A 26,337-nucleotide genomic window follows, 5' to 3' on the forward strand; every position below is an offset into this window, starting at 1 on the left:
ATGGCAAGAAAAAGCAGAAGACAGTCTGTGATCGCACAAAAAGAAACGGTAACACAGGAGAAGGTTTTTAAAACAGGACTGTATGTCCGTCTTTCTATTGAGGATGTGCGTGACAGAAAAGATAGTGATTCCATTGAAAATCAGACATATTTGTTGAAACAATTCGTTGAGGAAAGGCCATTTTTGCAGATTTACTCAATATATACGGACAACGGAGAAAAAGGAACGAATTTTGACCGTCCTGAATTTAACAGGCTTATGGACGATGTTAAAGCAGGCAGAGTGAACTGCATTGTGGTAAAAGACCTCTCGCGCTTTGGCAGAGATTATCTTGAAACCGGAAACTATCTTGAAAAGATTTTTCCGTTTCTTGGAGTCCGTTTTATATCTATCAATGATAATTATGACAGCTTTAACCCTGAAAACAGTAATGAAGGCTTGATTATTTCTTTGAAAAATCTTTTGAATGATGTTTATACAAAGGACATATCCAAGAAAATCATCTCTACCTTCAGAGAAAGACAGTCGAAGGGTGAATTTTTAGGTGCACACGTGCCTTATGGATACAGCAGGCCGGATGACGGCACTTATAAACTTGTAGTTGACGAGGAAGCTGCTTTAGTCATTCGGCAAATCTACCAGTGGAAAGTAGAAGGGCTGAGCGATACTGCAATAGCTCGTCGCTTAAATGATATGGGAATACCTTCTCCAAGCAAGTACAAATATTTAAAGGGCGAGTGGAAAAATGCCCGTTATAATAACAATATCTGGCAGCGTCAGGCAATTAAAGCTATAACAGAGAATGAAGTATATTTAGGACACAAGATATATGGCAAAATTCAGGCATCCCTTTATGAAGGCAAGCGAAAATCAAGAGTGCCAAGAGATGAATGGACAATTATTGAAAACGACCATGAACCGATTATCGATCAAGAAACTTTTGATATTGTCCATGCTAGACGATTGGAAGTATATAAAGAATTTACTGAACGCTTAGAGCAAAACAAGCATTTTGAAAATACTGAGAATATTTTTAAGGATATTGCTATTTGCGGAGATTGCAAATGTAAACTTGTTCGCAGGAGAAGGATTAAAAATGATGAGCTTTATTATTATTTTTCATGCACTACTTACGAAACAAATAGTGGTTATAAATGCACGAGAAAGCATATAGTAGAAACTGATATGATTAAAGCAGTATATGCTGCTATTCGCAGTCAAATAGATATGGTTGCATCGGTGGATGATATTCTGAGAAAAGTAAATTCCGATGCGAGTTATGAGAATAGGAAAGACAACTTGGCTAATGAAATCAGAAAGGTTAAAGCACAAATTGAAAGGCTGCCTTCCTTGCGAAGTTCTCTTTATGATGATTATATTGAACAACTGCTTACTGAACAGGAGTATCTATATGCAAAAATTAAGTATGAGAAAGATGAAGTTGCATTAAAAGACAGACTAAATGAATTGTTGTTACAACAGAAGAAGTATGATCAAACATATTCCTATGAAAACCAGTGGTTATCTTCTTTTAGAGCATTCCGAGATGAAAAAGAATTAACTAAAGAAATGGTTGCAGCCCTCATAGAAACTGTGGAACTGTATGCCGATAGGAGTATACAGATCAATTTTAAGTTTAAAGACGAATATGAGGAATTACTTGATTATCTTAACACTATAGAAGATGAGGTGAAGCCTGATGAACAAGAATGTCTCAGTAGCTATGTACATTAGGCTTTCCAATGAGGATGCGGACATTTCAAAAAATGATGCAAAAATTGAAAGCAACAGCGTTAGTAATCAGCGTGATCTGTTGATGGATTTTATAAGTCGCCATCCTGATTTGGCAGATTCAAACATCTTGGAGTTTTGCGATGACGGCTACAGCGGTACGAATTTTGAACGTCCGGCAGTACAGCAGTTGTTAACCAAAGTAAGGCAAGGAGAAATTAACTGTATTGTGGTAAAAGATTTTTCACGATTTGGCAGAAACTACTTGGAGTTAGGGGATTATCTGGAGCAAGTATTTCCGTTTTTAGGAGTTCGATTTATATCTGTAAATGACGGATATGACAGTGCAAAAGATAATGGTATAACGGCAGGCCTTGATATTGGGTTGAAGAACCTTATCTACGACCTTTACAGTAAAGACCTATCAAAGAAAGTAAAGACAGCTAAAACAGCTAAAATGAAAAAGGGCGAGTATATTGGTTCTTTCGCTCCATTTGGGTATCTCAAAGCGAAGGATAAGAAAAATGCAATTGTTGTTGATGAGGAAGCTGCAGTTGTTGTTAAGCGAATCTTTCAATTGGCAGCCGAGGGGAACAATACAAGTGCGATCGCTAAAATACTCAATGCAGATGGAGTACCTTCACCTGCAAGGCACTACCAAAAAAATCATAATAACAAAAAGTGGAGAAAAGCCAAAGGAGATTTGGTTTGGCAAACTATGGCTGTCTTAAAAATCCTTAAAGATGAAACTTACACAGGAAAGACAATCAACCATAAGAGGGAAAAGCCTGACGTTAACAGTATGAGTACGGTGGCTGTTCCGAGGGAACAATGGATAGTGGTTCCAGATACGCATGAGGCTATAATAAGCGAAGAATTGTATTTGGAAGCTCAGAAGGTGATTCGTAAGATATCCAAACGTAAAGAGTACAAGATTGATAATACAAGAGTTCTTTATGGTAAAGTAAAATGCGGTATTTGTAAGAAGAACCTTCAACGCTCACATACAAAGGTGCCTTATTATATTTGTAAGAGCAACTATTTTGATGAAAACAGCCTTTGCTATCATGGAAGAACAGAGGAGCCAATGATTCTGGAAGTGCTATTGGAAGCAATACGGCAACAGGCTCAAATAGCCAACAAAGCAGAAAAGCTTGTACTTAAGGAAAAAGAAAAATCAGAAAGTGAAGTGGCTGATTTATTACAATCTGCAAGGAAAGCTCAGCAACATCTTGAAAGGCTAAATGCTTTAAAAATTGAAGAGTATGAGAAATATTTGGATGGGAAGATCGGAAAAGATGACTATCTGAAGCAGAGAGAAATGTACAATCAAGAGATTGAACAAACATCCTCGCAGATTAGCAAACTGGAAGCCGATTACGAACTTCAAAAACTAAAGAATAAGGAGTCGGAAAACCAATTTATCGAACACTTCAAAAGAAAACAGGAAATCAAAGAACTAAGCAGGGATTTAGTGAAAGAACTTGTTGATTCAATATACGTGTTCGGTGAAAATCAGATTGAGATTGTGTGGAACTTTGCTGATGATTATAAAAAAATATTGGAGATGTTATAATGAAGAAAGTATGGATCTACAGCAGGATTGCTAATGCTGAAAATTTAAATGATGTTTATCTGATTGGGCAAGAAAGATCGTTAAAGAAATTGGCCGAGCAACATTGTTTTAGCATAGTTGGATATTCAAAAGATATTGGCAGTGGGCTGAATCTCAATAGGAAAGGACTCAAGGAAATTGAGAATGCCATATCTGTAAATGCGATTGATACCGTTATTGTAAAAGATATGAGCAGGATTGGCAGAAATGTTTTTGATGTTCTTTCTCTTTTAAGAGAATGGAAGGAGCAAGGTATTGAATTGCTTACGGCAGATGAATTATAGAAATATCAATAAACCAAAGCAAAGGACGGATGATTCTTAATAATCTTAAACCGGGTGGTTTCGTTGAAGAAATCGCTCGGTTCTATTTTTTTATGTGAAAAATTTAAAAATTTTTTAGTTTTTACTTGACACAGGCTGATGAATGTCATCATGTTTCGGCCTTCAGATTTGAACAGATATTGAAAAACGTAAATGCTAAATATGTTTATGGACTAAGTGCGACGCCAACTCGAAAAGACGGACATCACCCAATTGTATTTATGCAATGTGGTCCAATCCGCTATAAGGATGACGCGAAAAAGCAGGCTCAGAAAAGGCCTTTTGAGCATTATATCTTACCAAGATTTACTTCCATGAGAGTTCCATTGGATGAGAATGAAAAGGAAGTTACTATTCAGGAACTATATACTGAAATAGTAAATAATGAAACCAGGAATAACCTAATTGTCGACGATGTAGTTAAAAGTTATGATAACGGCAGAAACTGTATTATATTAACAGAAAGAACTTCCCATGTCCAGTTACTGGCAAAGAAACTTGGTCAAAGAATCCCTGAGGTAATACCTCTTACCGGCGGGATGGGTACAAAGAAAACTAGAGAGATATTTGCAAAAATAGCTGATACACCACCAACTAAACAATAGGAAGGTTGCATAGACTATTTGAGAATAAGAACGAGGTCCAAATATATGATTATGTAGATATTCATGTGAGAATGCTTGAGAGAATGTATAGTAAAAGACTCAATGGGTATTCAGCAATTGGCTATAAAGCTAAAGGGGAAACAAATATTCCTGACTTAAGTAATATCATCAATATCATCTTTGACCAAAGGAATTTTTTGCCAGCTTACAAAGAAGATATTACTAACGCTGTCGATGAAATTATAATCGCAAGTCCATATGTGTCAAAGAAGCATGTAGAAAATCTTAAATATTTACAATCTACTTTAAGCAGGAATGTTAATGTAACAGTTGTCACCAGATCATTTCAAGAATTAAACGGAAAGAATAGAGCAGTAATAGAGAAGACAATAGGCTTTCTTAAAGCCGCAGGAATTAATGTAGTATGTGAACCAAACCTTTTTCAAAAATTTGCTGTAATTGACAAAAGGATAGTATGGTATGGGAGCATTAATTTATTGTGTTTTGGTAAAACCGAAGAAAGCATTATGCGACTAGAAAGTCCATATATAGCAAGTGAATTGCTGGAGTGTACTAAGAAATAATCGTTCAATAAAGAGTTATTACTAATATTACATCAAGTTGTTAAGGAGTGCGGATACCAATAAAAAAAGGGGAAACAAATAGAGGTAATTTCCCATAAGGACATACAAACTTTTTGCTTTATCTTAAGCTAACTGGGCTGATGATTTGTCAAAAGAAAGAAGATAGGTTATGAAATCGTTTGTATTATTTATTATGTAAAAATTTTGAAGGAAACGTGCTATAATGTAGTTGGGTAGAAGACAGATAATGGTATCAGTCATTGTAATAACGAAGGTGTAATGATATAATTTGGATTATAATGGAAAAGATATTAATGGAGAAGAACTGATTTCCTCATTATGGGATTAAGGGAAGGAAATTTCTATGAGCACAGCTGAATTAGAATTAAAAGATATAATTGAGAGAATAATCATTGCTGATACAGAACTTGAGGAAATATTACAGAAAAATGAGAGAATAAAACTAACCATTGTAGGTTCTAGTGCTTTTATTATAAAGAAATACTTAAACAGGACAACAAGAGATATTGATGTATATATAACGGCAGATAAGCGAATAAAGGAAATATTAGATGATAATGCTATAAACGATAGATGCATGCCAATTATAAATATCCGTGAAGGGTTTGAAAATAGAGTAAATAAAATTAACTTGAATTTAAATCATATAGAAGTATTTGTTTTAGGTGACTATGATCTATTGATATCGAAAATAGGCACGGGTCGTCCAAAAGATTTAGATGACATAGTGCAATCCGGTTTGGTTGAAAAAATAGATTTCAACAAACTAGAATCAATTATTAAAGAAGAGCTAGCTACTGCAGTTAATGAGCAAAGATTATGGTCCGATGTTAATTATCTAAAATCCATAAAAAAGTAGGTGAATAAAATGAGCTTCTCAAAATATATGACTTCATATAAAAATAGATTAACGAATTTAAATTCATTAGAAGAAATAGTTAAAGAAGCTCCAAAAAACCATAGATTGCAGAAACTATTAGTAGGTTATATGTTAAAAGATAGAAGAATATTAAATAGAGTTCTAGAACTATCAAAGCATGATCCCTATGCCAAAAAATTAGTAGGCCATGCTAAAATTGCTTTAATGGATTTAGTCAATAGTGAGTCTATTGAAAAAAGAAGATTAGCAAGTCAACTACTCAAAAATACAGGTTTGAGAATACAAAGTGTTCCAGAGGTAAATATAAAGTACTGGGAACGAGTTGGATATGCAAAAATATTTGAAACTTATTTAGCAGAACTAAAGAAAAATAACATGAGTCATCAAATGAAAGTCAGGGTTGGCAAAAAACTTAAAGAAGTCAATTGGGATAAACTAATAACATCATAAAAAAATTCCAAGGGTCTTTGTATTCGCAAAGCCCTTGGAATTGAGCTATTTCTACTTTTTTGCACAGTTGTCCAGGGAATGTAAAAGGATAAAGAACTATGGATGGTGATTATATTGTACGAAAAAGTAGCAGTAATAACCGGCGCTACTAGTGGAATTGGGCTAGAAACTGCAAAGGACCTTGCCCAAAAAGGGTATTGTGTAGTTATGGCCTGCCGGGATACTGAGAAAGCTGCAGGGTTGGCTGGAGAAATTATTAACAAAAGTGGCAACGAGTATGTTAGGGTTCTTCCGTTAGACATGGCCTCCATGCAGTCAATAAGGTCTTTTTCAGAATCATTTTCAGCTCAATATGATAAACTTCATGTTCTCATAAATAACGCTGGTGTTTTTTGTGATAAACTCCAAAAGACCGAGGACGGTTTTGAAATGACCATGGGGGTTAACTATTTGGGTACTTTTCTGCTGACTCGGCTTTTACTTCCTGTAATAATGGACACAGCGGAAGCACGGATAATAAATATTGCATCAAAGGCTGCATTATATGGGAAATTGAAAATCGATGAGCAGGTCTTTTCTAATAAGATATATGGATTTAAGGCTTACTCAACATCTAAATTAGCGCAAATACTTTTTACCATTGATCTAGCAGAAGAGCTAAAAGATAGTGGAGTAACGGTCAATGCTGTATCCCCTGGAAGGGTTGCCACAAATATATGGAATGGCAGCAGCCTGCTGATGAAGATTGTGAAGCCAATCATGATGAGAAACAGCATTAGTGCTCAAGAAGGAGCAAGAACAGGGGTATATCTGGCTGTATCACCTATGGTGGAAGGCATTACTGGAAAATTGTTTGATAAGGAAAAGATTATGGAGTATAACCAAAAGTGCCTTGATGAAGGGTTGCGTAAAGAACTGATGAAGGTTAGCTATGATGCGGTACAATTTCTGTAACATACTGGCATTATGAAAATATTAACAATTGGTTTTGGTCCAGGAAATGAAAGCAAACCCCATATTGTTAATGAATGGCTCGAGAGGTTAAAAGGTGAAGAGAGAAAACTTCTTGACCGGTTATATTTTTTGCTATATCATATAAATTACGCAAGTGGAAAGGAACTGTGGACATGGAAACCTCTAAAGGGCAAATAGAAGATGAAATAACTAAAGCAATGATTCAATGGGAAAAGGATTATATGGGCAGGGGACCAACGGAGGCTAAAACTGATATTATTAGAAATATGGTGCTTGTCAGCTTGCGAGGAGTGATGTCTGCGTCTGAAGTTCACTTGGCCAGGGAAAAAGAAGGAATGGTTTTAATAAAGAAGCTGCGGCAGCAGCTTGTAGAACAGGGTCGTGCTGAATTAGAAAAAATTATTGAAAAGCACACTAAAGCTAAAGTTGTAAGTCTTCATACAGATATAAGCACAAAAACTGGAGAGCGTGTGTTTGTTTTTGTGACAGATAGGAGTATTTGCGTCTAGTTGGAAGAAATTTTAAAGGGTAAACTAGTTATCAGTTAAAATATAGTCCGACGCCAAAGATTTTTGGTGTTGGGCTATTTATTTTTGCATAAACTACCAAATGAGTCGAGGTGAAACAGATGAACAACATGCTTGATTTGGCAATTGCTAACTTAACTTCGCCAATTATTCTCTTTTTTGGATTAGGCATTGCAATAGGTTTTGCCAAGGCAAAGGTGGAGTTTCCAGCTGCCATTAGTGATTTTCTTTCTATTTATTTACTGACTGCCATTGGATTTAAAGGTGGAGCGGCCATTGCAGAATATGGAATGAATTCAATACTATTGAAGGTGGCAGGGGCAATGCTAGCAGGAGTAATAACACCTATTTTTGCCTTTTATATTTTAAAACATATAGGGAGGTTAAATACAGATAATTCTGCTGCCATTGCAGGTCATTATGGTTCAATTAGTGTTGTGACCTTTATGGCTGGTACAATATTTCTAAATAATCTAGGGATTACTTATGAGGGGTATATAAATGGTTTTCCAGCACTTATGGAGGTTCCAGGAATTGCAGTAGCATTATTCTTGGCTTCTTATGCAAAAGAAAAAAAGGGTACGGAAATTAATGAAGAATTCAGCACAGGGCAGGTAATTAAACAGGTTATTTTAAGCAAGAGTGTTGTTTTGCTACTGGGTGCCATGGCGGTGGGGTATTTCTCGGGACCCATGGGAACGGAAATGATGGAAGTATTTTACAAGGATATTTTTTATGGAATGCTTGGCCTATTTATGCTTGAATTGGGAATAATAGCTGCTAGCAAGCTGGGTGAATTTAGAAGATCAGGATTATTTTTGATTATTTTTGGTGTTTTAATGCCAATTATCAATGGGTTAGTTGGGGCTTTTATAGCAATTGCTGTGGGACTTAGCTTGGGTGGAGCAACATTATTCACAATACTTGCTGCCAGCAGCTCATACATCGTAGCTCCTGCTGCCATGCGTATTTCGCTGCCCAGAGCAAACCCTGCTTTATACTTGGGTGTATCCATAGGCGTAACCTTGCCTTTTAACTTAATAGCTGGTATACCAATTTATTACTTTCTGGTTAGCTATTTAATTAAATTGTCTAGTTAAAAATATTAGTTAAGATATAATTAAAGGAAGGAAATGGCTGTAGCTGCAACGAAATTGAAATGAAATAATATGAGCAGGTGGTGTATATATGAAACTGTTTCCAAAAAAGAGAATCAGTATTATTGTAGAGAGCACATATAAAGAAAATATCATCAAACTGCTTGAAAAATCAGGGGCAAGTGGGTTTACCCTTTATAAAGGGATTTATGGCAAAGGTAGAAATGGAATAAAAGGTGACTATGGAGGACTAGGGGATATTGGGATGAACATTGAAATTGTCACAATTACCAGTCCTGAAACAGCTGAGAAAATACTTTTTGGGCTGCAAAAACGTATTGACCAAGGAATAATCATCATTGTTCATGTGATTGATGTTTATGTACTTAGGGATGATTATTTTAGTTAATTCTTATTAAAAGATACGTATTTTACTATGTTATCCCGGCTATTAATCTTGACATGAATTTGTTTTTTACTTTAAAATGGTATAATTCACAAAACAATCTAAATGGTACTTAGTAATGGGTTTGATTAATAAATTTACATAACTTTCTTGCTAATTTATTAATTGGAAATGTTTTTAGGTACCAAACAACTCCGCAGTTGGAAATATTTTAAAGGATAGAAATATCAGTTGAAACGTGTCCAACACCAATTGGTTAGAAGCCTATTTTGGTGTTGGATTTTTATTTTACTTGGGCTTTGTTGAGATGACTGTTGCAATTAACCAAAGCAGGTTAATTACAGCTATGTATATAACATCTAGCTAATATTCAAGGAGGGATTATTAATGTCTAACAATCTTTACCGAGTTCAAGCTGGGCCGGAGGGCTATTTGCCTCCAGCAGCAGCTTCCATGGGAGTTGTTCTTCCAGAAAAAGGCGAGGCGATAGTTGAGGGTGAAATTACTCTTGTGGACGAGGCAATGAAAGAAATTGGGAAAAAGCTTTTAACAGCAAAAAATCCTGTATTCTTTCCTGGTCCCCAAATTCTCTGGGCCTGGAAGGAAGGGGTAGCAGAAAGGGCTAGGGCTATAAAAGAACTAGCCGAAGTAGTAGGTGCGAGAATTATTCCTATGCCGGACTATAGGCCTAAGTATCCAATGATTAATCCAGCCATCGAAATTAACCCTAACCATCCTAATTTAACTATTTGGCATAATAAAATTGATGTTTGTGTTTTTGTAGGTGTTCATTGTCATTTTGCTAATGTAGCTTTAAAGATTATTAGGGGAGGTACTGATTGTTATACCATTGCCCTTTGCGGTGAAGCAGGTCACGAGGATGCTATGATTTCTTTAAGGGATGTAGATTTGGCTGTTATTCAGAAACTAACTGCAGTTGTAGCGGAATTAAAAGAGGTGATGGTGCATGATTGATCAGAAGGTAGTTTCTCCGGAGTATCTCTTTTTTGAAGCCCCTCGTGAAGAAATGTTTATAACAGGAAGTGAAGCAGTTAAAGAGGCAGTTAAAAGAGCAAACGTAGATATGGCTATTTCTTATCCAATAACTCCACAATCTGAGAGTATGCACCTGGTAGGGGATTTATTCAGAGATGGGTACTTGCGAGACTATTATAGAGGGGAAAGTGAATTTGCTGTAATGTCCGCTGTTGCCGGTGCAGCTATGGGAGGAGTTAGGGCTTTTACTGCAACTGGAGGACCTGGTACTTTAAGAGCTTTTGAGGCATTTTCCACCTGGGCGGGGGCTAGGCTTCCCATAGTTTGTGCTTTTATGACCAGAGGAATAAATTCTCCATTAAGTATTCAACCAGATACCATTGAAATGGCCTTTATGCTGGATACAGGAATAATTGTCATTCATGTGGAAACTGCCCAGGAACTATATGATGCAATTTTGAAATCCTTTATAATTGCTGAAAAAACTGATGTTCATGTACCCGTGGGGGTTTTTGTAGATGGCTTTTTTGTTACTCACACCCGGGATAAGATAAAAGTACCATCTGATGATATTAAACTACCTCCTTATAATCCATATTCTGCGCCGGTTCCAGTTATGGATATGGAAAATGTGCCCATCAGACATATGCGGGACCCCTTTGTTATGAAAAGTAACTTTATCAGCTATGCTTGTCATGCTTCTTGGCAGCAGGAGATTCTGGCTGCCGTAGAAAGATCAAGAAAACATATTCAACATTATTTTGGCAGCCTAATAGAAGCGGAAAACCAGGATGCTGAGATATTAATAGTGGCATCAGGTACTGCAGTATCACAAAGCAGAGAAGCAGTTGAATTGGCAAGGGCAGAGGGAATAAATGTAGGCTTGGTCAAGATTAAATCCATTAGACCTTTCCCAACTAAAGAAATTAAAGAATTAAGCAGTAATGCAAAATATGTAATTGTTCCAGAATTTAATCGTGTAGGGTGGCTTGCCAGAGAGATTAAAGCATCTATAAATGAGAGCGACAAGGTAATAAGTAGCCCTAAAGTATTTGGAGGTATGACCATGCCCCCTGAACTAATATTAGATGAAATCAGGAGGTGTTCAAAATGAAAAAGGATGTATTTAAAATTTCCCCGTGTTTTGAAGATATTATGCCACAAGAATATATAGAATTGGTAAGGGAGAACACTAGCCCCTTTGATAATAACCAAGGCGTTAATGGGTTAGGTGGGGGTAAAGAGTTAATTGAAGAGCATCCACTTTGTGCAGGCTGTGGATTGGCTCTATCTCTACGAATGATTTTAGCATCACTGCCTAATCCTGAGGATACCATAGTTGTAGGCAGTACTGGTTGTAGTGCAATTGCTTTTCCACAGGTTGCTCTCCACAACATACACTCTTTGTTTGGGAATCAAAATGCAGTTGCTTCAGGCTTAAAAAGGGCATTAAAACTAAGATTTCCGGAAAAGACAAAGGATATAGTAGTCATAGCAGGTGATGGAGCAACTGCTGATATTGGCTTAGATATGGTAATGCAGTCCTGGTTCAGAGAAGAAAACATTACTACCATTATGTTGGATAATGAAGCTTATGCCAATACAGGCGGACAGGAAAGCGGAATGTCCCAGAAGGGAGCAGTTCTTAACATGGCACCAACAGGTAAAAAGTTCTCTAAAGTATCACTGCCTGAAATTGCTCGGGAAAGCGGTTGTGCATATGCCGGAGCTGTTAACCCTTCAAATATTAAAAGATTTGAAAAAATGGTACAGAGGGCAATTTTAGTAGCTAGAGAAATTGGTCCTTCCTATCTGCAGGTATTCGCTCCCTGCCCCACAAATTACAAGTTAAGGCCCAATGAAACCTTGATAAAGGCAAAAAGTAGAGAAAAGGATAACACTTACCCTGTGAAAGAATATATTTCACCTACAGCCCAAGAATTTTTAAACAAACTGGAGGAGGGGAAGCATAATGGCTGAAAGAATGAGCATTAGGATGTCTGGCCTGGGAGGCCAGGGAGTAGTCACTGCTGCCCATATTTTAAGTTTGGCTGCAACTTTAGAGGGAAAAGAAAGCACTGTTAACCCTTTTTTTGGAGCGGAAAAAAGGTTGGCTCCAGCGGAAAGTTATGTGCGTATTTCCACCACCAGAATTAGTGAGCGAGGTGAAGTGCTTTCCCCAAATATAATTATGATTTTTCACCCGCATGTTATAACCCTTGGAAAGTGCTACACCATGCCTTTTTTTGATGGGCTGCAAAAGAATGGAATTATTCTTGTTAATTCAGATGTACCACTAAATTTGAGTAGTGATGAGTTGAAACAGCTAAATAAACTTAATGCTAAGCTGTTCTATATCCCGGCTACACAAATAGCATCTGAAGTAGGTGGTACAGAACTTTCAACAAATATGGCCATGCTGGGAGGACTACTAGGAATTGTTCCATTAGCTTCCATAGAAAACATCCAAAAATCACTTATGGATAGATTTGGCGGTGGACAATTTGTAGCATCAGGAAGTACTGCTGCCTTGGACGATACCTTAAAAACAAAGTATGAAAAAGTTACTCAGTTAATTGAGAAAAATATTGAAGTAATACTTAAGGCTAATGGATCTATTGAAGAGTACATTATATGATGGGAGGTTCATAATTCATGTATTATGCCGCTAAAGTCGCTATGGAAAAGTGTACGGGATGCAAGCTGTGTATTTTTGCCTGCCCTGAACCTAATGCCATTAAATACATTCACAAGACAAAAATAGTAGAGGTTGAACCAGCTCGCTGTAAGGGTTGTGGTCTGTGTGTAACTGCATGCAAGAAAGAGGCATTGGAAATAAGTTAATACTTAAGGTTATAGTATTTCAAAAGGTAAATAAGGAGGTGGTTTAACAATGCCGGCAAATTTGGATATTCGCATGGCGGGGCTTGGTGGCCTATCCATTTTTTGGCGCAGAAAAGCGTTTAGCTCCCGCCGAGAGTTATGTTCGCATTTCTGAAGAACCTGTTTATGACAAGGGGGAAATCCTTTATCCTGACATTATTTATTGAAGCAGTTGAAGAGCGTTTTGCTGGAAAAACAAAGATTATTGCATCTGGAACAACCGCAGCCCTTGACGAGGTTTTAAAAAGTAAGTATACTGCAGCTGCTGCGCTAATAGAACAAAATACTACTGCTATTAAAGAAGCCTATAATTTAGCACTAGAAAAAGCCAAAGAATGTAAAAAATCATATTTCATTATAAATTAATATACACCATGAATTGTGAGTAATCTTGAAAATGGCTTAATGCACATCGGGATAATTAAAAATCATTAGTGACATTACCGGTTACTGGGTTGTTGACAATATTTCTTTTGCTGCTGCAAGAGAGCTTTTTGTAGGCACTTCTAAAGAGTTTTCTCATGTTCCCATGATTTTCGTTATCCAAACCTAAATAAAATCCAAACCTTTTGATAAAAATACTTGTATTTCAGGTGTTTCATCGAAAAAAGGTTTGGATTTTTTTCTTGAATCCTTTTTATCCTTGTTAAATCGTAACCCACAGATCTTGAACCAGAGCTGACCACGGCCACCAGTATTGTCGTAAAGATATGTATGAGGAGCACCACAACGATGGCAAGTGACATCAGAGGTACAGGATTATCATCACCACGAGACTTTACAGGCTTAAGTTCCTTACCGTGCTGGGATTTGTATTCACAAAGTAATTGTTTGTAATCAAGCTTCTCTGGCTGCTTAATAAAAGGGAGCCTGTCCACAGAATATACCATGAATGGAATATTCGGATGAGCATAAAAAACAGGATGATAAAGTAACAAAAAAGGTGCTAAAAGCAATGGCATATATAATTTTACTACTTAAAGCCAATCATTTATATTTAATTCACATTTTTATCACATTTGTAAATTATAATTAGTTTATTACTTAAGATACTTCAATAAGAAATAGAAAGGAGGTGCATAGCTTTATGAGGATACTTAATGAGAAACGGTTGCGCAAATTGGGCATTGTAGCATTGGTATTTACCCTCTTTATAGCAGGAGCCTGGCTTGTCAACCAAAGAGCGGCTTATGCAGAAGGAGACTTTAGAGATTTATCCTTTGGAAAACTATTAAATAATACACCTAGTTTTGGTGGGGGATGCTGCAGTGGAACCGACAATTCACGCCAGAGAAGCTGCGGTATGAATCCCGGAGGTGGCTGTGGTAGTGGAACTTCATTTGCACAGAAAGATTTGACAGCAATTGAGGCAGAGGCAGAGACGTATTATAAAGATAGATATGGTGACACAGAAATTGAAGTAAAGGTCACAGATTATGGATGCCATATCCAAGCTGATATATTCAAAGAAGGTCAGTTAGTTATAAGTTATGGTTATGCGGGAAATGGTGAGTTTTATGAAATTCCAACTAGAGGATTATAATGAAGATTAAAAAGAAAGTTACACGGAATGTACACATTTAACGGCATGAGGAACCGGTATTTTGAAGAGAGGAACTCGATTAGAGGTACCCAAACCAGATATAAAAAGGACTAACAATAGGAGCTCGCCTTAAAATAAGGTGAGCTTCTTCTATAAAAATACTCATTATAGTCATAATCTCATCAAAACTTATTTACAAAAAATCTTACCGCTACTCTTTTTATTTAAAGCTTGATATATATTATGATTATGTTACTTTTGTTGTTGCGATTTGGTAGATAAAGAATATAATATTAAGTTCTTCCATCTTCCATGGCATTTGGAAACTTTCGGTTGTAGCACACGTATTATGGAAAAAGGGAATTCATTAATATATGAAATTGAGAGGAGGAATAAGTCTTGGCTATTCGTAACTCTTCAAGGGGTTTTGCAGCTGCCAGGATACATGGAGGGCCACTAAGACCTCAAATAAGAGGCATTGTAACCTTTCAAGATGTTCCAGGAGGGACAAATGTATGTGGAGAAATTAGAGGTTTACCACCTTTTCAGAGAATACCTGGAGAACCGCCAATAGGGCCTCATGGTTTTCATATTCATGAGTTCGGTACCTGTGTAATAGGAGACCCGACCGACCCTTTTCAGGCAGCAGGTGGACACTGGGATCCTGATAATCAACCACATGGAAACCATGCAGGAGACTTTCCAGTGCTATTCTCTAACAGAGGTTTTTCTAGAATGTGCTTTTTTACAAACAGATTCAAGGTAAGGGATATTATTGATAGGTCAGTAATAATTCATGAAAGTCCTGACGACTACAGGACACAACCTACGGGGGCCTCAGGAAGAAGGTTGGCTTGTGGAGTTATAACATATACTCAGGTAGATAAAAAAGATTTGCCCTGTTTTTGCTCGCCGGAATAACTGAGTAAGTAACGACCCACCTATTTATTATGGTTGAGGGTAGAAGTATTAATAATATGCTTAATGAAAGAGTGTTTTATAACACAGGGTTTAGATCTCGCCTTAATTGAATGGGCGAAACAAATAAACTGATATGTCTTTTCGTCAATCATTCTCTTTTCAGTATACATCTAATCAATGTCTTCAGTCTTCAAGTTTCTCTGCAAACTTTGGAAAGAATTCGGCCAACAATCTCATTTTGTACAACCTCTCATATTTTATGGATCCTGTTTATATTCTAATAGATTATTTCATCCTTATCAATTACAATAGGAAAAAGCTTTTGTAATAAAATAGTTTACAATTGGTACTTGAAAGAAAACGCCATAAGGTATATTATAACTATATAAGTTAATTCTTATATAGTTGCGGCGAGGTTTCTCAGTGAGGATATTCTATATATTACTAGCATTTTCACAGTAGAATTGGGAATGTTTTTTAGTAAAAGTTAAGATTTATTATGTAAACAATTAAAGGAGTGATTTTTTATGGAAATTAAGGTTTTAGGCCCAGGATGTATGAAATGCGAAAAGCTTTATGAGTTGGTAAAGGAGGTTGTACAGGAGTTAGGAGTAGATGCTAATCTTAAAAAGATTACTGATATCAAAGAGATTGCCAAAATGGGCATAATGCTCACCCCTGGCTTAGTTATAAATGGTAAAGTTAAAGTAACAGGTAAACTTCCTTCTAAAGCTGAAATTAGTAAGTTAATTACAACGGCGGCAGCAGAAAAATAAGTTATAGTAGAATTAAAAACACCTAAGGGTGTTTTTAATCAGTACCCGTATTACCTGGCAATCTTTAAGAACTAGGTGTTAAAGGGAGAGATGGGGAAATGAATAACCAATGGAGAAAATTTTTTCTATACGTTGGTGCTTTTTTAATACTTTACTTAACTCCATTTAATAATGTTAGATTAGAAGGTGCGATTTTAGAAGCTTTTAAGATGGCTGGTGAATATGCGAGAGAGCACGTACTATTTTGTCTAATACCTGCTTTTTTTATTGCAGGTGCCATGGCATTATTTATCTCACAAAACGCCATACTAAAGTATTTTGGAGCCAAGGCTAAAAAATGGATCTCTTATTCTGTGGCTTCAGTATCTGGAACCGTGCTTGCAGTCTGCTCATGCACTGTGCTGCCGCTTTTTTGTGGGCTTTACACCAGGGGGGCCGGGATAGGTCCTGCTGTAGCTTTTTTGTATTCTGCACCTGCAATCAATGTTCTTGCCATTATTCTAACAGCAAGAATACTGGGATGGGAATTTGGACTTGCAAGGGCGATAGGCGCTGTTGTATTTGCCGTTGTGATAGGAATACTAATGTCTTTAATTTTTCGTAAAGAAGACGAGGAAAGTACAGATTTTGGAGATGGATTAGAAGAACAGGCATCCAGAAGTGGTGTGCAAATAATTATGTATTTTGCTACTTTAATTTTAATTCTCATCTTTGCAGCATGGGCAAAACCAGATACAGTCCACGGTTTCTGGTATGGGGTATATCAGGTCAAATGGCCTATAACCCTTGCCCTTTTGGGTATACTAGCTTATATGCTGGTAAAATGGTTTACCATGGACGAATTTAAGAACTGGGTAGATTCCTCCTGGGATTTTGCACAAAAAATATTACCATTACTTTTTGTTGGTGTTCTCGCTGCAGGATTTCTCATGGGCAGGCCTGGAATAGATGCAGGTATAATACCTTCACACTGGATATCAAGTTTTGTTGGAGGAAATTCGCTGGGCGCAAACTTTGCAGCCTCACTGATTGGTGCCCTGATGTATTTTGCTACTTTAACAGAAATTCCTATTCTTCAGGGACTACTGGGTGCAGGAATGGGAAAAGGTCCAGCATTAGCACTTTTATTAGCTGGTCCAGCCCTTAGTCTGCCAAACATGCTTGTAATTAGAAGTATTATGGGTACAAAAAAGACACTGGTATACGTTTTTTTGGTGGTGGTAATGTCTACAATTTCCGGATTAATATATGGAACCATTATGGGTTAAATGTTTAAGTAATCAGGGCTTGTCGGGAGGTGCAATCTATGGATAAAATTTTTTTTAAGGAGTTTAAAGCCCTTGGAGAAGTTACTAGAGTAAGAATACTAAAGGTATTATCAGTTCGCAGCATGTGCGTATGTGAACTGAGCCAAGTGCTAGACATAGTGCAGCCAAGGGTTTCTCAACATCTTAAAATATTAAAAGAAGCTGATTTAGTTAAAGAAAGCAGAGAAGGTTACTGGATCTTCTATTCTATTAATAAAGAGAGAATAGAAAATGTTTTTAAGGTTTTCATGGAATTTTTAGATGCCGATTTAAGGGAACTCCAGGGTTTTGAGAGAGAATATCAAAGATATATAAATCTAGATTCTAATGAAAAGGTAAAGAAAATTAAAAAGAGATTAATAGATACCAGGAATGAATAGTCAGTGAAAACAATAAACCTTAGGTAAAGGAATGCTGCAGGTTAGGAGGTTTAGATATTTTGAATGGGCACATGGAGATAAAAGTAAAAACTTCTAAAAAGGAAGAAATGATTGATATCACTTCAATAATAAATGGAGTACTTTCAGAAAATCGGTTTACCAATGGAATATGTGTTATCTTTGTTCCTCATACCACCTGTGGTGTTACCATTAATGAAAATGCAGATCCAGATGTGGTTTATGATATGTTAAATACAATGACCAGGATTGTACCATACAAAGGCGGCTATACTCACCTTGAGGGAAATTCTGATGCTCATATAAAAGCCTCCATGATGGGAGCATCTCAAGCTTGCATAGTTTCTCATGGAAAACTGTGGTTAGGAACATGGCAGGGGGTTTTTCTTTGTGAATTTGATGGCCCAAGGCAAAGAAAGCTCTGGTTAAAGCTTATGTCATAGTGAAAATAGTGAAATCTCATGAGTTATGTGAAAAAGAATACTATTTTAATCCCAAGGTTTTCATCTGAGAGAGCCTTGGTTTTTTAATTGCTGATTAAAATATTCACTAGGTTCAAACTATCAAAAAAATAGTTTACATTTCCTATCGAACTGGATTATAATTAAACTACAGCCCACCCCCAGGGGAGGGGTTGCGGATACTAATTAATGGAGTTGATGGAAGTGGAAAGTGAAAAGGCAACTATCTTAAACCGTTTGCGGACTATTAGGGGGCACATTAATGGAATTGAAAAAATGATTGAAGATAACAAGGATTGTGCTGATATACTGATTCAAATGGCTGCTGTAACAGGATCAATAAAAAAGGTAGAGATAATGATAAGCAAGCATATGGCCGAACAATGTTTAGAAAAGGCCTTGAATGAAGGCAAAGACCTGAAGCAAGAAATAGCCCAGCTTTTGGAAAATATTCTGAAATACAAATAAAAAATTAGGTGATAATCATGAAAAAGATTCTTATTTTAGGAGCCGGTACTGCTGGAACAATAATGGCTAATATGCTTAATAAAAAAATAAATAAGAGAGAATGGTCAATTACAATTATTGATCAACACTCAAATCATTACTATCAGCCTGGTTTTCTATTTATTCCCTTCGGAATCTACACAGAAAAAGATGTAGTAAAAAGAAAAGTTAAGTTTTTGCCAAAAGGTGTCGAATATATTCAAGCTTCTGTGGAATTAATCAATGCAGAAAAAAATCAAGTTGTTTTAGGTAACCAAGAAATGGTTTCTTATGACATTTTAATCATCGCAACTGGATGTGACATAGCCCCTGAAGAAACAGAAGGGCTAAATGAAGGATGGGGAAAAGATTTATTTGACTTTTATACCATTGGGGGTGCGCTAGCTCTTAAAGATAAATTGGAAAACTGGAATGGAGGAAAATTGGTTGTTCATGTCAGTGAAATGCCCATTAAATGTCCAGTAGCTCCAATTGAATTTGTTTTTCTAGCAGACTGGTTCTTTACTGAAAAGAAAAAAAACCGTCAAGAAGTAGAACTGGTTTATGTTACTCCCCTTGATAGTGCTTTTACAAAACCAATTTGCTCTGAAGTTTTAGGTGATTTATTTCCACAAAAGAATATAAGTTTAGTTAATAAGTTTAACGTCAGCCATGTAGATCCCAAAAGCAGGAAACTTGTATCTTTTGATAATAAAGAGGTAGATTATGATTTGTTAGTTACAGTTCCAATAAATATGGGAAGTAAGCTCATAGGACGGTCTGGTTTAGGAGATGATTTGAATTTTGTACCCACAGATAAACATACCCTGCAATCCAAAGACTATGAAAACATTTTTGTTATTGGAGATGCCACAGATCTACCAACTTCAAAGGCCGGTTCAGTTGCCCATTTTCAAGGGGAAATTTTAACTGAAAATATCTTGAATTATACTAATAGGAAACCATTAACTGCACATTTTGATGGCCATGCCAATTGTTTTATAGAATCAGGGTATAATAAAGCATTTTTGATTGATTTTAACTATGATTATGAACCTGTTTCAGGAACATTCCCGCTACCAGGAATTGGGCCTTTCTCACTTTTAAAAGAAACTAAGGTTAACCACCTTGGCAAGATGGCTTTTAAATACATTTACTGGAATATGTTGTTAAAGGGCATACCTATTCCAACTGTCTCTGCGCATATGAAAAAGAGTGGCAAGAATCTTGATCTGCTGCCAGATTAGTTTTATAAAATTTTTTTATACAAGGAGTGTTTAGCTATGGAAAAAATAATTGCTGGCTATACTGTAGATGTTACTGAAGAAGGATATTTGACTCAAATGAATCAATGGAACAAGGAAATTGCCGAGGCAATAGCTAAAGAACTTGGCATCCATGAATTAACTGAAGGTCACTGGAAAGTAATTGAATTTTTGCGAAAGGACTTTGCTGAAACAGAAAAAGTACCAACCACCAGGAGAATAAAAAATGTAGGCAATATTCCCACAAAGGATTTATATGATCTGTTTCCCGATGGACCTGTATTAAAAGCTGCTAAAATAGCAGGTATAAGTAAACCTGTTAGTTGTGTTTAATGAAGGGGGATAAAAAGATGCCAAATGACGATAAGATAAAAAAAGTATCCATTATAATTTCAAAGGGTTCTTTAGAAGGAGTATATCCAGGGTTAATTCTAGCTAATGGAGCGAGAATGAAAGGTATTGAGGCCAATATATTTTTCACTTTTTTTGGATTAGACGCCATTACAAAAAAGAAAATGAATAAAATTAAAGTTGCAACAGTTGGTAATCCAGCAATGGGTATTCCATCCTTAATTGGAGTTATGCCGGGGATGTCTGCCCTAGCAAGTGGTATGATGAAAAAACAAATGGAACAATTAGATATTCCTCCAATACCAGAATTTATTGAAATGATTTATGATGCAGGAGGAAAGCTGTATGCATGCTTGGCTAGTGTAGAAATGTTCAAACTTAAAAAAGAAGACTTTTGTAATCAGGTAGAAGATGTATTAACTGTAGGAGATTTTTATGAGCTTTCAGCTGGAGGTCAAATAATATTTACGTAAACATTTTCATAAATAAGTAGTTCTGATTTCACTAGTGACATTTAAAATATAGCATGTCGATTTTTATGGATTTAGAATAGTTGCCCAAAGGCAACTGTTTTTTTGCTGCCATTTAGTCATCCATGATTCTGCAGTTTTCACCTGACTAACCAAAATTTAATTAGAGGAAAAATAAAAATATTATGCTATTATAAGATATATGTTTGCCAAAATTTTAACAAGGATTAGGGAGACCATATTATGCATCCGTATGAAAATGGCATTCAAGTACCTGGTGAGGAAAATATTCTAATAACGAGAAGACATGCAGAAGATTTCCAACGAAAACATGGACTAAAGAAAATACTAGGCACAAAAAATTTGTGGACACTAGGTGTCGGTACAGTTATAAGTGGATTTTTTCTTCATTGGAATAGCGGCTTAAGCACTGGTCCATTTTCTTTATTAATTGCTCTATTTTTTGTTGCAATAATTTACTTTTTGTTTGTATTAGTATTATCGGAGTTGTCAACATTATTTCCCTTTACTGGAGGCCATTATGCATATGCCAGGTGTGCATTAGGGCCTTTTTGGGGTTATATAGCTGGAATGGCTAGCTGTATTCAGTTTACAGGTGCCAGCTCTCTAACATTAATTTATCTAGGTGAATACATTAGATTTGTTTTTTCAGATTCATCTTTATATTTATTTATACTTTTAATGGTTAGCCTCATGCTTTTCCTCAGTATTCTGGGGGTGAGGTTTTTTTCAGCAATGCAGTTTGTTTTTGTTAGCTGTTCCTTAAGTTTAATTGTATTATTTTTTATTGGCACCATAGACTATATTGACAATAGCAATTTTAGTTTTGTATTTGTATTAGATAGCGATTGGAAGGGAATAATTCTTGCTTTATCCTTTGCAGTATGGTTCTTTTTAGGTATAGATGCTGTTGTAATGAGTGCTGAAGAAGTAAATAGCGAGGAAAGAAATATTCCACTTGGACTAAAAATTGCATTTGCAACTATAATAATGTTATCATTGGGTATTTGGTATTTTTTGGGTAACATTCAAAACTGGCCATTAGCTCCGGGAAAACAGTTCCCATTACTGCATTTATTAAGTCAAAAACAACCTAATGATAAAGTTCTGTTAACTACATTTTCCTTTTTGGGGGTAAGTGCCTTTTTAGCTAGTATTTATGGCCTGATATATGCTTTGTCAAGGCAAGTATTTTCTTTGGCCAGAGCTGGATATCTTCCATTAGTATTAAGCAAATTAAACTCTACCTTTCAAACTCCACATATATCACTTATTTTTACTATCCTTGTCTCCTTGGTAGTAAGTTTTAATATTAATAAAGAGACTCTAATATTCCTTACTGTTAGTTCTACTTTAATTTTATATCTCATTATTATGTATTCATTTATATTTTTAAGCTTCTACGAACCTGAGTGGTTTCGCTATGGGAATAAACGTCCTTTCACTTTATTATTAATGACTGCTGTAATAATTATTTCAGTTTTACTGGTGGCTTTTGTTATATACAATATTGAACTAATTCTAAGTGGTGCTGCGATCTGGCTGATTTTTATAATTTACTATTTGCTTCATGCAAGAAAGTCTATTCGTTCTGAGGCTCCAGAGGAACTAAAGGCAGTAATGGTTCAGAATAGATTTAAAGTAAATATAAAGTAATTACCCAAACACCAAGGGGGTAATTAAATGGACTTTGATATTAATGTTGAAAAACAAATAAAAAAGGATATTCAAGACTTGCGAAAGCTGGGTTATGCCCAAGAACTGTACCGAGTAATTGGCGGATTTTCTAATTTTGCCATTACTTTTTCTGTAATTTCTGTTTTAAGTGGATTAATGTTTTTATATGGCTATGGCCTTGAACTTTTAGGTCCCCTTAATATTTGGACTTGGTGGGTTGTGGGATTTTTTCAGCTATTACTAGCCCTATCATTGGGAGAAATCGTTTCGATATATCCTTTAGCGGGTGGGGTGTATCAGTGGACAAGCAGATTAAGCAATCCACATATTGGATGGTTTTGTGGGTGTTTTTCCTTATTGGGTTGGCTGGCATGTACAGCAGCTATCCAATATGGCAATGCTTTGTTTATCAGTACTTACTTTGGTTTTGATATAAATAATACCAATATAGTCATTTTAGTAACAACTTTAATAGTAATTGCCCACAGTTTAATAAATATTTTTGGCATAAGAATCGTTGCCTGGTTTAACGATTTTAGTGTTAACATTCATATCATTGGGGTAATTATGTTAGTCAGCCTAATGCTGATCTTTGGGCAAAAGCATCCTTTGAGTATTATTACTATAAATGATTATATCCCAAAGGATACATTGGTATTAAATTTTACCATGGCTTTATTAATGTCTGCTTGGACATTAACAGCCTTTGATGCTGCAGCCAATGTGTCAGAAGAGAGTATTAATCCATCAAAGGTAGTTCCATGGGGAATGCTTTTTGCAGTATTATCATCTATAGTACTGGGAAGCTTATTATTACTAAGTTTGAACTTGGCCCTGCCGGACTTATCAATAACCCTCAGTTCTAATATGCCACCGGCGTTATTTGTAGTTAATAATGCCTTGGGGCCTACAGTATATAAGTTTGTAGCAATATTTATCATATTAGCTCAGTTTACTGCAGGTTTATCTTCTCAAACTGTGCTGATAAGGATCCTATATTCTTTTTCTAGAGATGATTGTATTCCCTTGTCTAGAATTTGGAAATATGTATCTACCAGGTATGATACTCCCGTTTATAGTGTTTTATTAGTAAGTGCTGCAACCTTAATACTATGCTTATTCACCTCTTTTCTACCAACTATTGCTTCTCTAAGTACTTTAGGTATATACTTGTCCCATGCTATCGTCCTTATGGTAGCAGTATTTAATTATAATAAAATTATGTCTAATAGAGGCCGTTTCCACCTTGGGAAGTATGGCAAGACTATTCATATAATTAGCTTCATATGGGCTTTGTTTATTTCGGCCATAATGGTCATTCCCCCCATTGGCAATATTGGTAAAGTTTTTCTAGTGATAGCAATATTAATACTAGTCTTTTACTACAAAATCATGAGGAAGAAACTAAAGTCTTATTCTTAATTTCTATAATTTTACGGGACGGGGTATAGGTATGAGTATAAGAGAAAAGTGTCTGATGCATACAGACTTAAATTCAGATAAAATTACTGTTTTGGAAAAAATGGCTGAATATTTTAGTGTGTTAACGCCCTTCTACGAAAGTGTAGAAATAATAACTCCCCTAAAAAAAGGAAAAGAAGCATTAATTATATCATCAAATCCCGATAAAGAAGCAGTTATAGTCGATTACTACAAGTATCCTTTAATGAGCCCTCCCAATATTGAAGACTTTACATTTTATGATTATGGTGACAAAAAAGGTATACCACTATGGTTGGGAACTGAAACGATTTTTGGCATGGTTTTGGTTAAGGAAAAAAAGAAATCCATTAATCTCTCTTTAGAAGTCTTTAAACAATACTATATAGAGCATTTGAGTTATAATTATCCTAGGGGCTATTTAGTTCCAGATGGAATAATTTTGGCAGGTGAAGACGGTAGTTTTTCGTACTTAAATTATGTAGGTGAATATATACTAAGAAGGCTAGGAATTAACACACAAAACCTCTGTGGGCTATTTGATGGTTTTGGAATGGGGCAATGCTCCAAGCTTAAAAACAGCAGTGGTTTCTTTAGTTTTTTTGTTAAGTTAAACAGTTTTGACTTAATTATTATGATTAACCCAATAATATGGCGTGATAAAAGTCTGGGGTCATTAATAATTATATCTGATATCAGTCTAATTAAAAAAAAGGAAAATGAACTGATAGAAAAATCAACAGTAGTTAAGGAAATTCACCATAGGGTAAAGAATAACTTGCAAACTATTACCAGTCTTCTTAGAATGCAAATGCGCAGATCAGATTCCAAATTCATTCAAAAAACCTTCAACGAAAGCATTAATAGAATTTTAAGTATAGCCATAATTCATGAAGCTTTATCAAAGGAGGACATTGAGTGTGTTAATATAAAGCAAACTGTCTACACCATAATGAATATGATTATTTCCAACATGGTGGAGCCCCATAAGGCCATACTTGGGGAACTACATGGAGAAGATTTTTATTTATCGGCTAACTATGCTAGTTACCTATCATTATGTGTTACTGAATTGATTCAAAATAGTATTGAGCATGGCTTTAAAAATGCTAACAGGGGTCTAATAAAAGTTTCCATAATCGAGAAGGGGCAAGACTTCATAATATCTGTAAGCGATAATGGTAGCGGTTTCGCTTCTGGTAAAACAATAAATGAAAGCAGTTTAGGAATGACAATAGTAAATACTATTACCCAGCAGAAGCTTAGGGGTAAATTTACTGTGGAAAGTTCTAGCAAGGGGACCACTGCAACTATAAGTTTTCCTAAGGCAGATGCTGAGGAGGTTGAATAACGTGAAAAAACTAAGAATTTTACTTGCTGAGGATGACCCAATAACTAGAATTGATATCAAAGAAACCTTGGAAGAAGAGGGTTTTATAGTTGTTGGAGAATGCTGGGATGGAGAAAGTGCTGTTAATCTAGCCAGGTGTTTAAAGCCTGATTTGGTTTTAATGGATATTAAAATGCCTGTTATGAATGGATTGCAGGCAGCAGCTGTTATTAATGAAGAAAATATTGCTCCTGTTTTGTTATTAACTGCTTATAGCAGTGCTGATTTTATATCAAAAGCTACAGCTGCAGGTGTTTTGGCCTATTTAGTTAAACCTGTAGCGAAATCAACACTTATCCCAGCTTGCTATATTGCTGTTAACAGATATGAGGAATTTGATATTTTAAGGGGAGAGATTAATAACTTAAAAGAGGCATTAGAAGCTAGAAAAGTAATTGAAAAAGCTAAGGGATTGTTGCAAAAGAAATATTTGTTAAATGAAGAAAAAGCATTTAAGAAAATAAGGAAGATTAGCATGGACCAAAATATTCCTATGAAAGATGTTGCTGAAGCAATTATTCTTAGCTTGTCCAGCAAGAATCAATAGTATGATTAATGTTATTGACGTTTTCCGAATTTTGTGTTAGATTAAACATATAGTATATTATAGATTTCAGGGCGTAACGGAGCGTCCTGTTTGTGTGAGAGTAGAGAAGCTCTCCATTTGCAAGTATTTTTGATACTTGTGAATGGGGAGCTTTTTGCTTTTTTACCATAAAAAACAACAAAGGTGGTGGT

32 protein-coding genes and 2 pseudogenes are annotated in these 26,337 nt (G+C 35.8%); 32 read left to right on the forward strand and 2 right to left on the reverse strand.

The window, feature by feature from the left end:
• From K364_RS24130 to K364_RS0113625, 18 genes and pseudogenes are all read left to right on the forward strand, one after another.
• Positions 1-1,734 carry a recombinase family protein gene (locus K364_RS24130; RefSeq protein WP_050753478.1) on the forward strand — a complete coding sequence of 578 codons (1,734 nt, stop codon included), beginning with the start codon at positions 1-3 and terminating at the stop codon, positions 1,732-1,734.
• Positions 1,700-3,307 (forward strand): recombinase family protein, encoded by a 1,608-nt coding sequence (locus K364_RS24135; RefSeq protein WP_035269295.1) that lies wholly within the window; start codon positions 1,700-1,702, stop codon positions 3,305-3,307. The genes K364_RS24130 and K364_RS24135 overlap by 35 nt, the downstream gene beginning before the upstream one ends.
• Complete coding sequence (locus tag K364_RS24140) at positions 3,307-3,630, forward strand: recombinase family protein (protein ID WP_050752923.1); 324 nt, start codon at positions 3,307-3,309, stop codon at positions 3,628-3,630. Before K364_RS24135 ends, K364_RS24140 begins: the two co-directional genes overlap by 1 nt.
• Before the next feature lie 179 nt (positions 3,631-3,809).
• Positions 3,810-4,274 (forward strand): DEAD/DEAH box helicase, encoded by a 465-nt coding sequence (locus K364_RS27330; RefSeq protein WP_242841703.1) that lies wholly within the window; start codon positions 3,810-3,812, stop codon positions 4,272-4,274.
• 5 nt (positions 4,275-4,279) lie between these two features.
• Positions 4,280-4,858: a phospholipase D-like domain-containing protein gene (locus tag K364_RS27335; RefSeq protein WP_028308466.1), complete on the forward strand. Its 579-nt coding sequence runs from the start codon at positions 4,280-4,282 to the stop codon at positions 4,856-4,858.
• A 364-nt stretch (positions 4,859-5,222) separates the two neighbouring features.
• Positions 5,223-5,738, forward strand: coding sequence for a DUF6036 family nucleotidyltransferase (locus tag K364_RS0113570; RefSeq protein ID WP_028308467.1), 516 nt, complete (start codon positions 5,223-5,225; stop codon positions 5,736-5,738).
• 9 nt (positions 5,739-5,747) lie between these two features.
• On the forward strand, positions 5,748-6,209 hold the full coding sequence (locus K364_RS0113575) for a hypothetical protein (RefSeq protein WP_028308468.1): 462 nt from the start codon (positions 5,748-5,750) through the stop codon (positions 6,207-6,209).
• A 114-nt stretch (positions 6,210-6,323) separates the two neighbouring features.
• Entirely contained in the window at positions 6,324-7,163 is an 840-nt protein-coding gene (locus K364_RS0113580) for an SDR family oxidoreductase (RefSeq protein ID WP_051534060.1), read from the forward strand.
• Positions 7,164-7,336: 173 nt separating this feature from the next.
• Positions 7,337-7,693 carry a Na-translocating system protein MpsC family protein gene (locus tag K364_RS0113585; protein WP_028308470.1) on the forward strand — a complete coding sequence of 119 codons (357 nt, stop codon included), beginning with the start codon at positions 7,337-7,339 and terminating at the stop codon, positions 7,691-7,693.
• 119 nt (positions 7,694-7,812) lie between these two features.
• A complete protein-coding gene (locus K364_RS0113590) occupies positions 7,813-8,811 on the forward strand; it encodes a sodium-dependent bicarbonate transport family permease (RefSeq protein ID WP_051534061.1) in 999 nt (332 codons plus the stop codon).
• Between the two features lie 88 nt (positions 8,812-8,899).
• On the forward strand, positions 8,900-9,217 hold the full coding sequence (locus K364_RS0113595) for a DUF190 domain-containing protein (protein ID WP_028308472.1): 318 nt from the start codon (positions 8,900-8,902) through the stop codon (positions 9,215-9,217).
• 384 nt (positions 9,218-9,601) lie between these two features.
• The gene (locus K364_RS0113600; RefSeq protein WP_028308473.1) at positions 9,602-10,189 is read left to right on the forward strand and encodes a carbon monoxide dehydrogenase beta subunit family protein; all 588 of its coding nucleotides are present in this window, start codon (positions 9,602-9,604) and stop codon (positions 10,187-10,189) included.
• Positions 10,182-11,324 (forward strand): transketolase C-terminal domain-containing protein, encoded by a 1,143-nt coding sequence (locus K364_RS0113605; protein WP_028308474.1) that lies wholly within the window; start codon positions 10,182-10,184, stop codon positions 11,322-11,324. The genes K364_RS0113600 and K364_RS0113605 overlap by 8 nt, the downstream gene beginning before the upstream one ends.
• Positions 11,321-12,190: a thiamine pyrophosphate-dependent enzyme gene (locus K364_RS0113610; RefSeq protein WP_028308475.1), complete on the forward strand. Its 870-nt coding sequence runs from the start codon at positions 11,321-11,323 to the stop codon at positions 12,188-12,190. The genes K364_RS0113605 and K364_RS0113610 overlap by 4 nt, the downstream gene beginning before the upstream one ends.
• Positions 12,183-12,848, forward strand: coding sequence for a 2-oxoacid:ferredoxin oxidoreductase subunit gamma family protein (locus K364_RS0113615; protein WP_028308476.1), 666 nt, complete (start codon positions 12,183-12,185; stop codon positions 12,846-12,848). Before K364_RS0113610 ends, K364_RS0113615 begins: the two co-directional genes overlap by 8 nt.
• A 17-nt stretch (positions 12,849-12,865) precedes the next feature.
• A complete protein-coding gene (locus K364_RS0113620; RefSeq protein WP_028308477.1) occupies positions 12,866-13,054 on the forward strand; it encodes a 4Fe-4S binding protein in 189 nt (62 codons plus the stop codon).
• Between the two features lie 86 nt (positions 13,055-13,140).
• Positions 13,141-13,254: pseudogene (locus K364_RS27955) on the forward strand (2-oxoacid:acceptor oxidoreductase family protein); the annotation flags it as partial.
• Positions 13,220-13,459: a hypothetical protein gene (locus tag K364_RS0113625; RefSeq protein ID WP_028308478.1), complete on the forward strand. Its 240-nt coding sequence runs from the start codon at positions 13,220-13,222 to the stop codon at positions 13,457-13,459. The pseudogene K364_RS27955 and the gene K364_RS0113625, both read left to right, overlap by 35 nt.
• Positions 13,460-13,632: 173 nt before the next feature.
• On the opposite strand, the gene K364_RS24150 is transcribed toward K364_RS0113625, so the two are convergent.
• Positions 13,633-14,055, reverse strand: a complete 423-nt coding sequence (locus K364_RS24150; RefSeq protein WP_035269300.1) for a hypothetical protein — start codon at positions 14,053-14,055, stop codon at positions 13,633-13,635.
• A gap of 125 nt (positions 14,056-14,180) precedes the next feature.
• On the opposite strand from K364_RS24150, the gene K364_RS0113635 reads away from it, so the two are divergent.
• Together K364_RS0113635 and K364_RS24155 are read left to right on the forward strand one after the other, a co-directional pair.
• The gene (locus K364_RS0113635) at positions 14,181-14,636 is read left to right on the forward strand and encodes a hypothetical protein (RefSeq protein ID WP_028308479.1); all 456 of its coding nucleotides are present in this window, start codon (positions 14,181-14,183) and stop codon (positions 14,634-14,636) included.
• 399 nt (positions 14,637-15,035) lie between these two features.
• Complete coding sequence (locus tag K364_RS24155) at positions 15,036-15,557, forward strand: superoxide dismutase family protein (RefSeq protein ID WP_035269303.1); 522 nt, start codon at positions 15,036-15,038, stop codon at positions 15,555-15,557.
• A 71-nt stretch (positions 15,558-15,628) separates the two neighbouring features.
• Here the strand turns inward: K364_RS24155 and K364_RS27960 are convergent.
• Positions 15,629-15,794, reverse strand: a pseudogene (locus K364_RS27960) (carboxymuconolactone decarboxylase family protein); the annotation flags it as partial.
• A 290-nt stretch (positions 15,795-16,084) separates the two neighbouring features.
• Here K364_RS27960 and K364_RS0113645 point away from each other — a divergent pair.
• The 12 genes from K364_RS0113645 (at position 16,085) to K364_RS0113700 (ending at position 26,146) form a co-directional block, all read left to right on the forward strand.
• The gene (locus K364_RS0113645; RefSeq protein WP_028308480.1) at positions 16,085-16,333 is read left to right on the forward strand and encodes a thioredoxin family protein; all 249 of its coding nucleotides are present in this window, start codon (positions 16,085-16,087) and stop codon (positions 16,331-16,333) included.
• Between the two features lie 98 nt (positions 16,334-16,431).
• Positions 16,432-17,601 carry a permease gene (locus K364_RS0113650; RefSeq protein ID WP_028308481.1) on the forward strand — a complete coding sequence of 390 codons (1,170 nt, stop codon included), beginning with the start codon at positions 16,432-16,434 and terminating at the stop codon, positions 17,599-17,601.
• 38 nt (positions 17,602-17,639) lie between these two features.
• The gene (locus K364_RS0113655; protein ID WP_035269305.1) at positions 17,640-18,020 is read left to right on the forward strand and encodes an ArsR/SmtB family transcription factor; all 381 of its coding nucleotides are present in this window, start codon (positions 17,640-17,642) and stop codon (positions 18,018-18,020) included.
• Positions 18,021-18,091: 71 nt separating this feature from the next.
• Positions 18,092-18,481, forward strand: coding sequence for a secondary thiamine-phosphate synthase enzyme YjbQ (locus K364_RS0113660; protein ID WP_028308483.1), 390 nt, complete (start codon positions 18,092-18,094; stop codon positions 18,479-18,481).
• A 222-nt stretch (positions 18,482-18,703) separates the two neighbouring features.
• Positions 18,704-18,967 (forward strand): metal-sensitive transcriptional regulator, encoded by a 264-nt coding sequence (locus K364_RS0113665; RefSeq protein ID WP_277995589.1) that lies wholly within the window; start codon positions 18,704-18,706, stop codon positions 18,965-18,967.
• Positions 18,968-18,984: 17 nt separating this feature from the next.
• The gene (gene sqr / locus K364_RS0113670; protein WP_028308485.1) at positions 18,985-20,232 is read left to right on the forward strand and encodes a type III sulfide quinone reductase, selenoprotein subtype; all 1,248 of its coding nucleotides are present in this window, start codon (positions 18,985-18,987) and stop codon (positions 20,230-20,232) included.
• Positions 20,233-20,268: 36 nt separating this feature from the next.
• The gene (locus K364_RS0113675; RefSeq protein ID WP_028308486.1) at positions 20,269-20,583 is read left to right on the forward strand and encodes a TusE/DsrC/DsvC family sulfur relay protein; all 315 of its coding nucleotides are present in this window, start codon (positions 20,269-20,271) and stop codon (positions 20,581-20,583) included.
• A gap of 17 nt (positions 20,584-20,600) precedes the next feature.
• Positions 20,601-21,074 carry a DsrE/DsrF/DrsH-like family protein gene (locus K364_RS0113680; RefSeq protein ID WP_028308487.1) on the forward strand — a complete coding sequence of 158 codons (474 nt, stop codon included), beginning with the start codon at positions 20,601-20,603 and terminating at the stop codon, positions 21,072-21,074.
• 240 nt (positions 21,075-21,314) lie between these two features.
• Complete coding sequence (locus K364_RS0113685; RefSeq protein WP_028308488.1) at positions 21,315-22,748, forward strand: amino acid permease; 1,434 nt, start codon at positions 21,315-21,317, stop codon at positions 22,746-22,748.
• 27 nt (positions 22,749-22,775) lie between these two features.
• Positions 22,776-24,191: an amino acid permease gene (locus K364_RS0113690; protein ID WP_028308489.1), complete on the forward strand. Its 1,416-nt coding sequence runs from the start codon at positions 22,776-22,778 to the stop codon at positions 24,189-24,191.
• Positions 24,192-24,291: 100 nt separating this feature from the next.
• Positions 24,292-25,560 (forward strand): sensor histidine kinase, encoded by a 1,269-nt coding sequence (locus K364_RS25740; protein WP_242841713.1) that lies wholly within the window; start codon positions 24,292-24,294, stop codon positions 25,558-25,560.
• 1 nt (position 25,561) lies between these two features.
• On the forward strand, positions 25,562-26,146 hold the full coding sequence (locus K364_RS0113700; RefSeq protein WP_035269308.1) for an ANTAR domain-containing response regulator: 585 nt from the start codon (positions 25,562-25,564) through the stop codon (positions 26,144-26,146).
• The last annotated feature ends 191 nt before the right edge of the window (positions 26,147-26,337 follow it).

Source organism: Desulfitibacter alkalitolerans DSM 16504, from assembly GCF_000620305.1.
Taxonomy (GTDB): Bacteria; Bacillota; DSM-16504; order Desulfitibacterales; family Desulfitibacteraceae; genus Desulfitibacter; species Desulfitibacter alkalitolerans.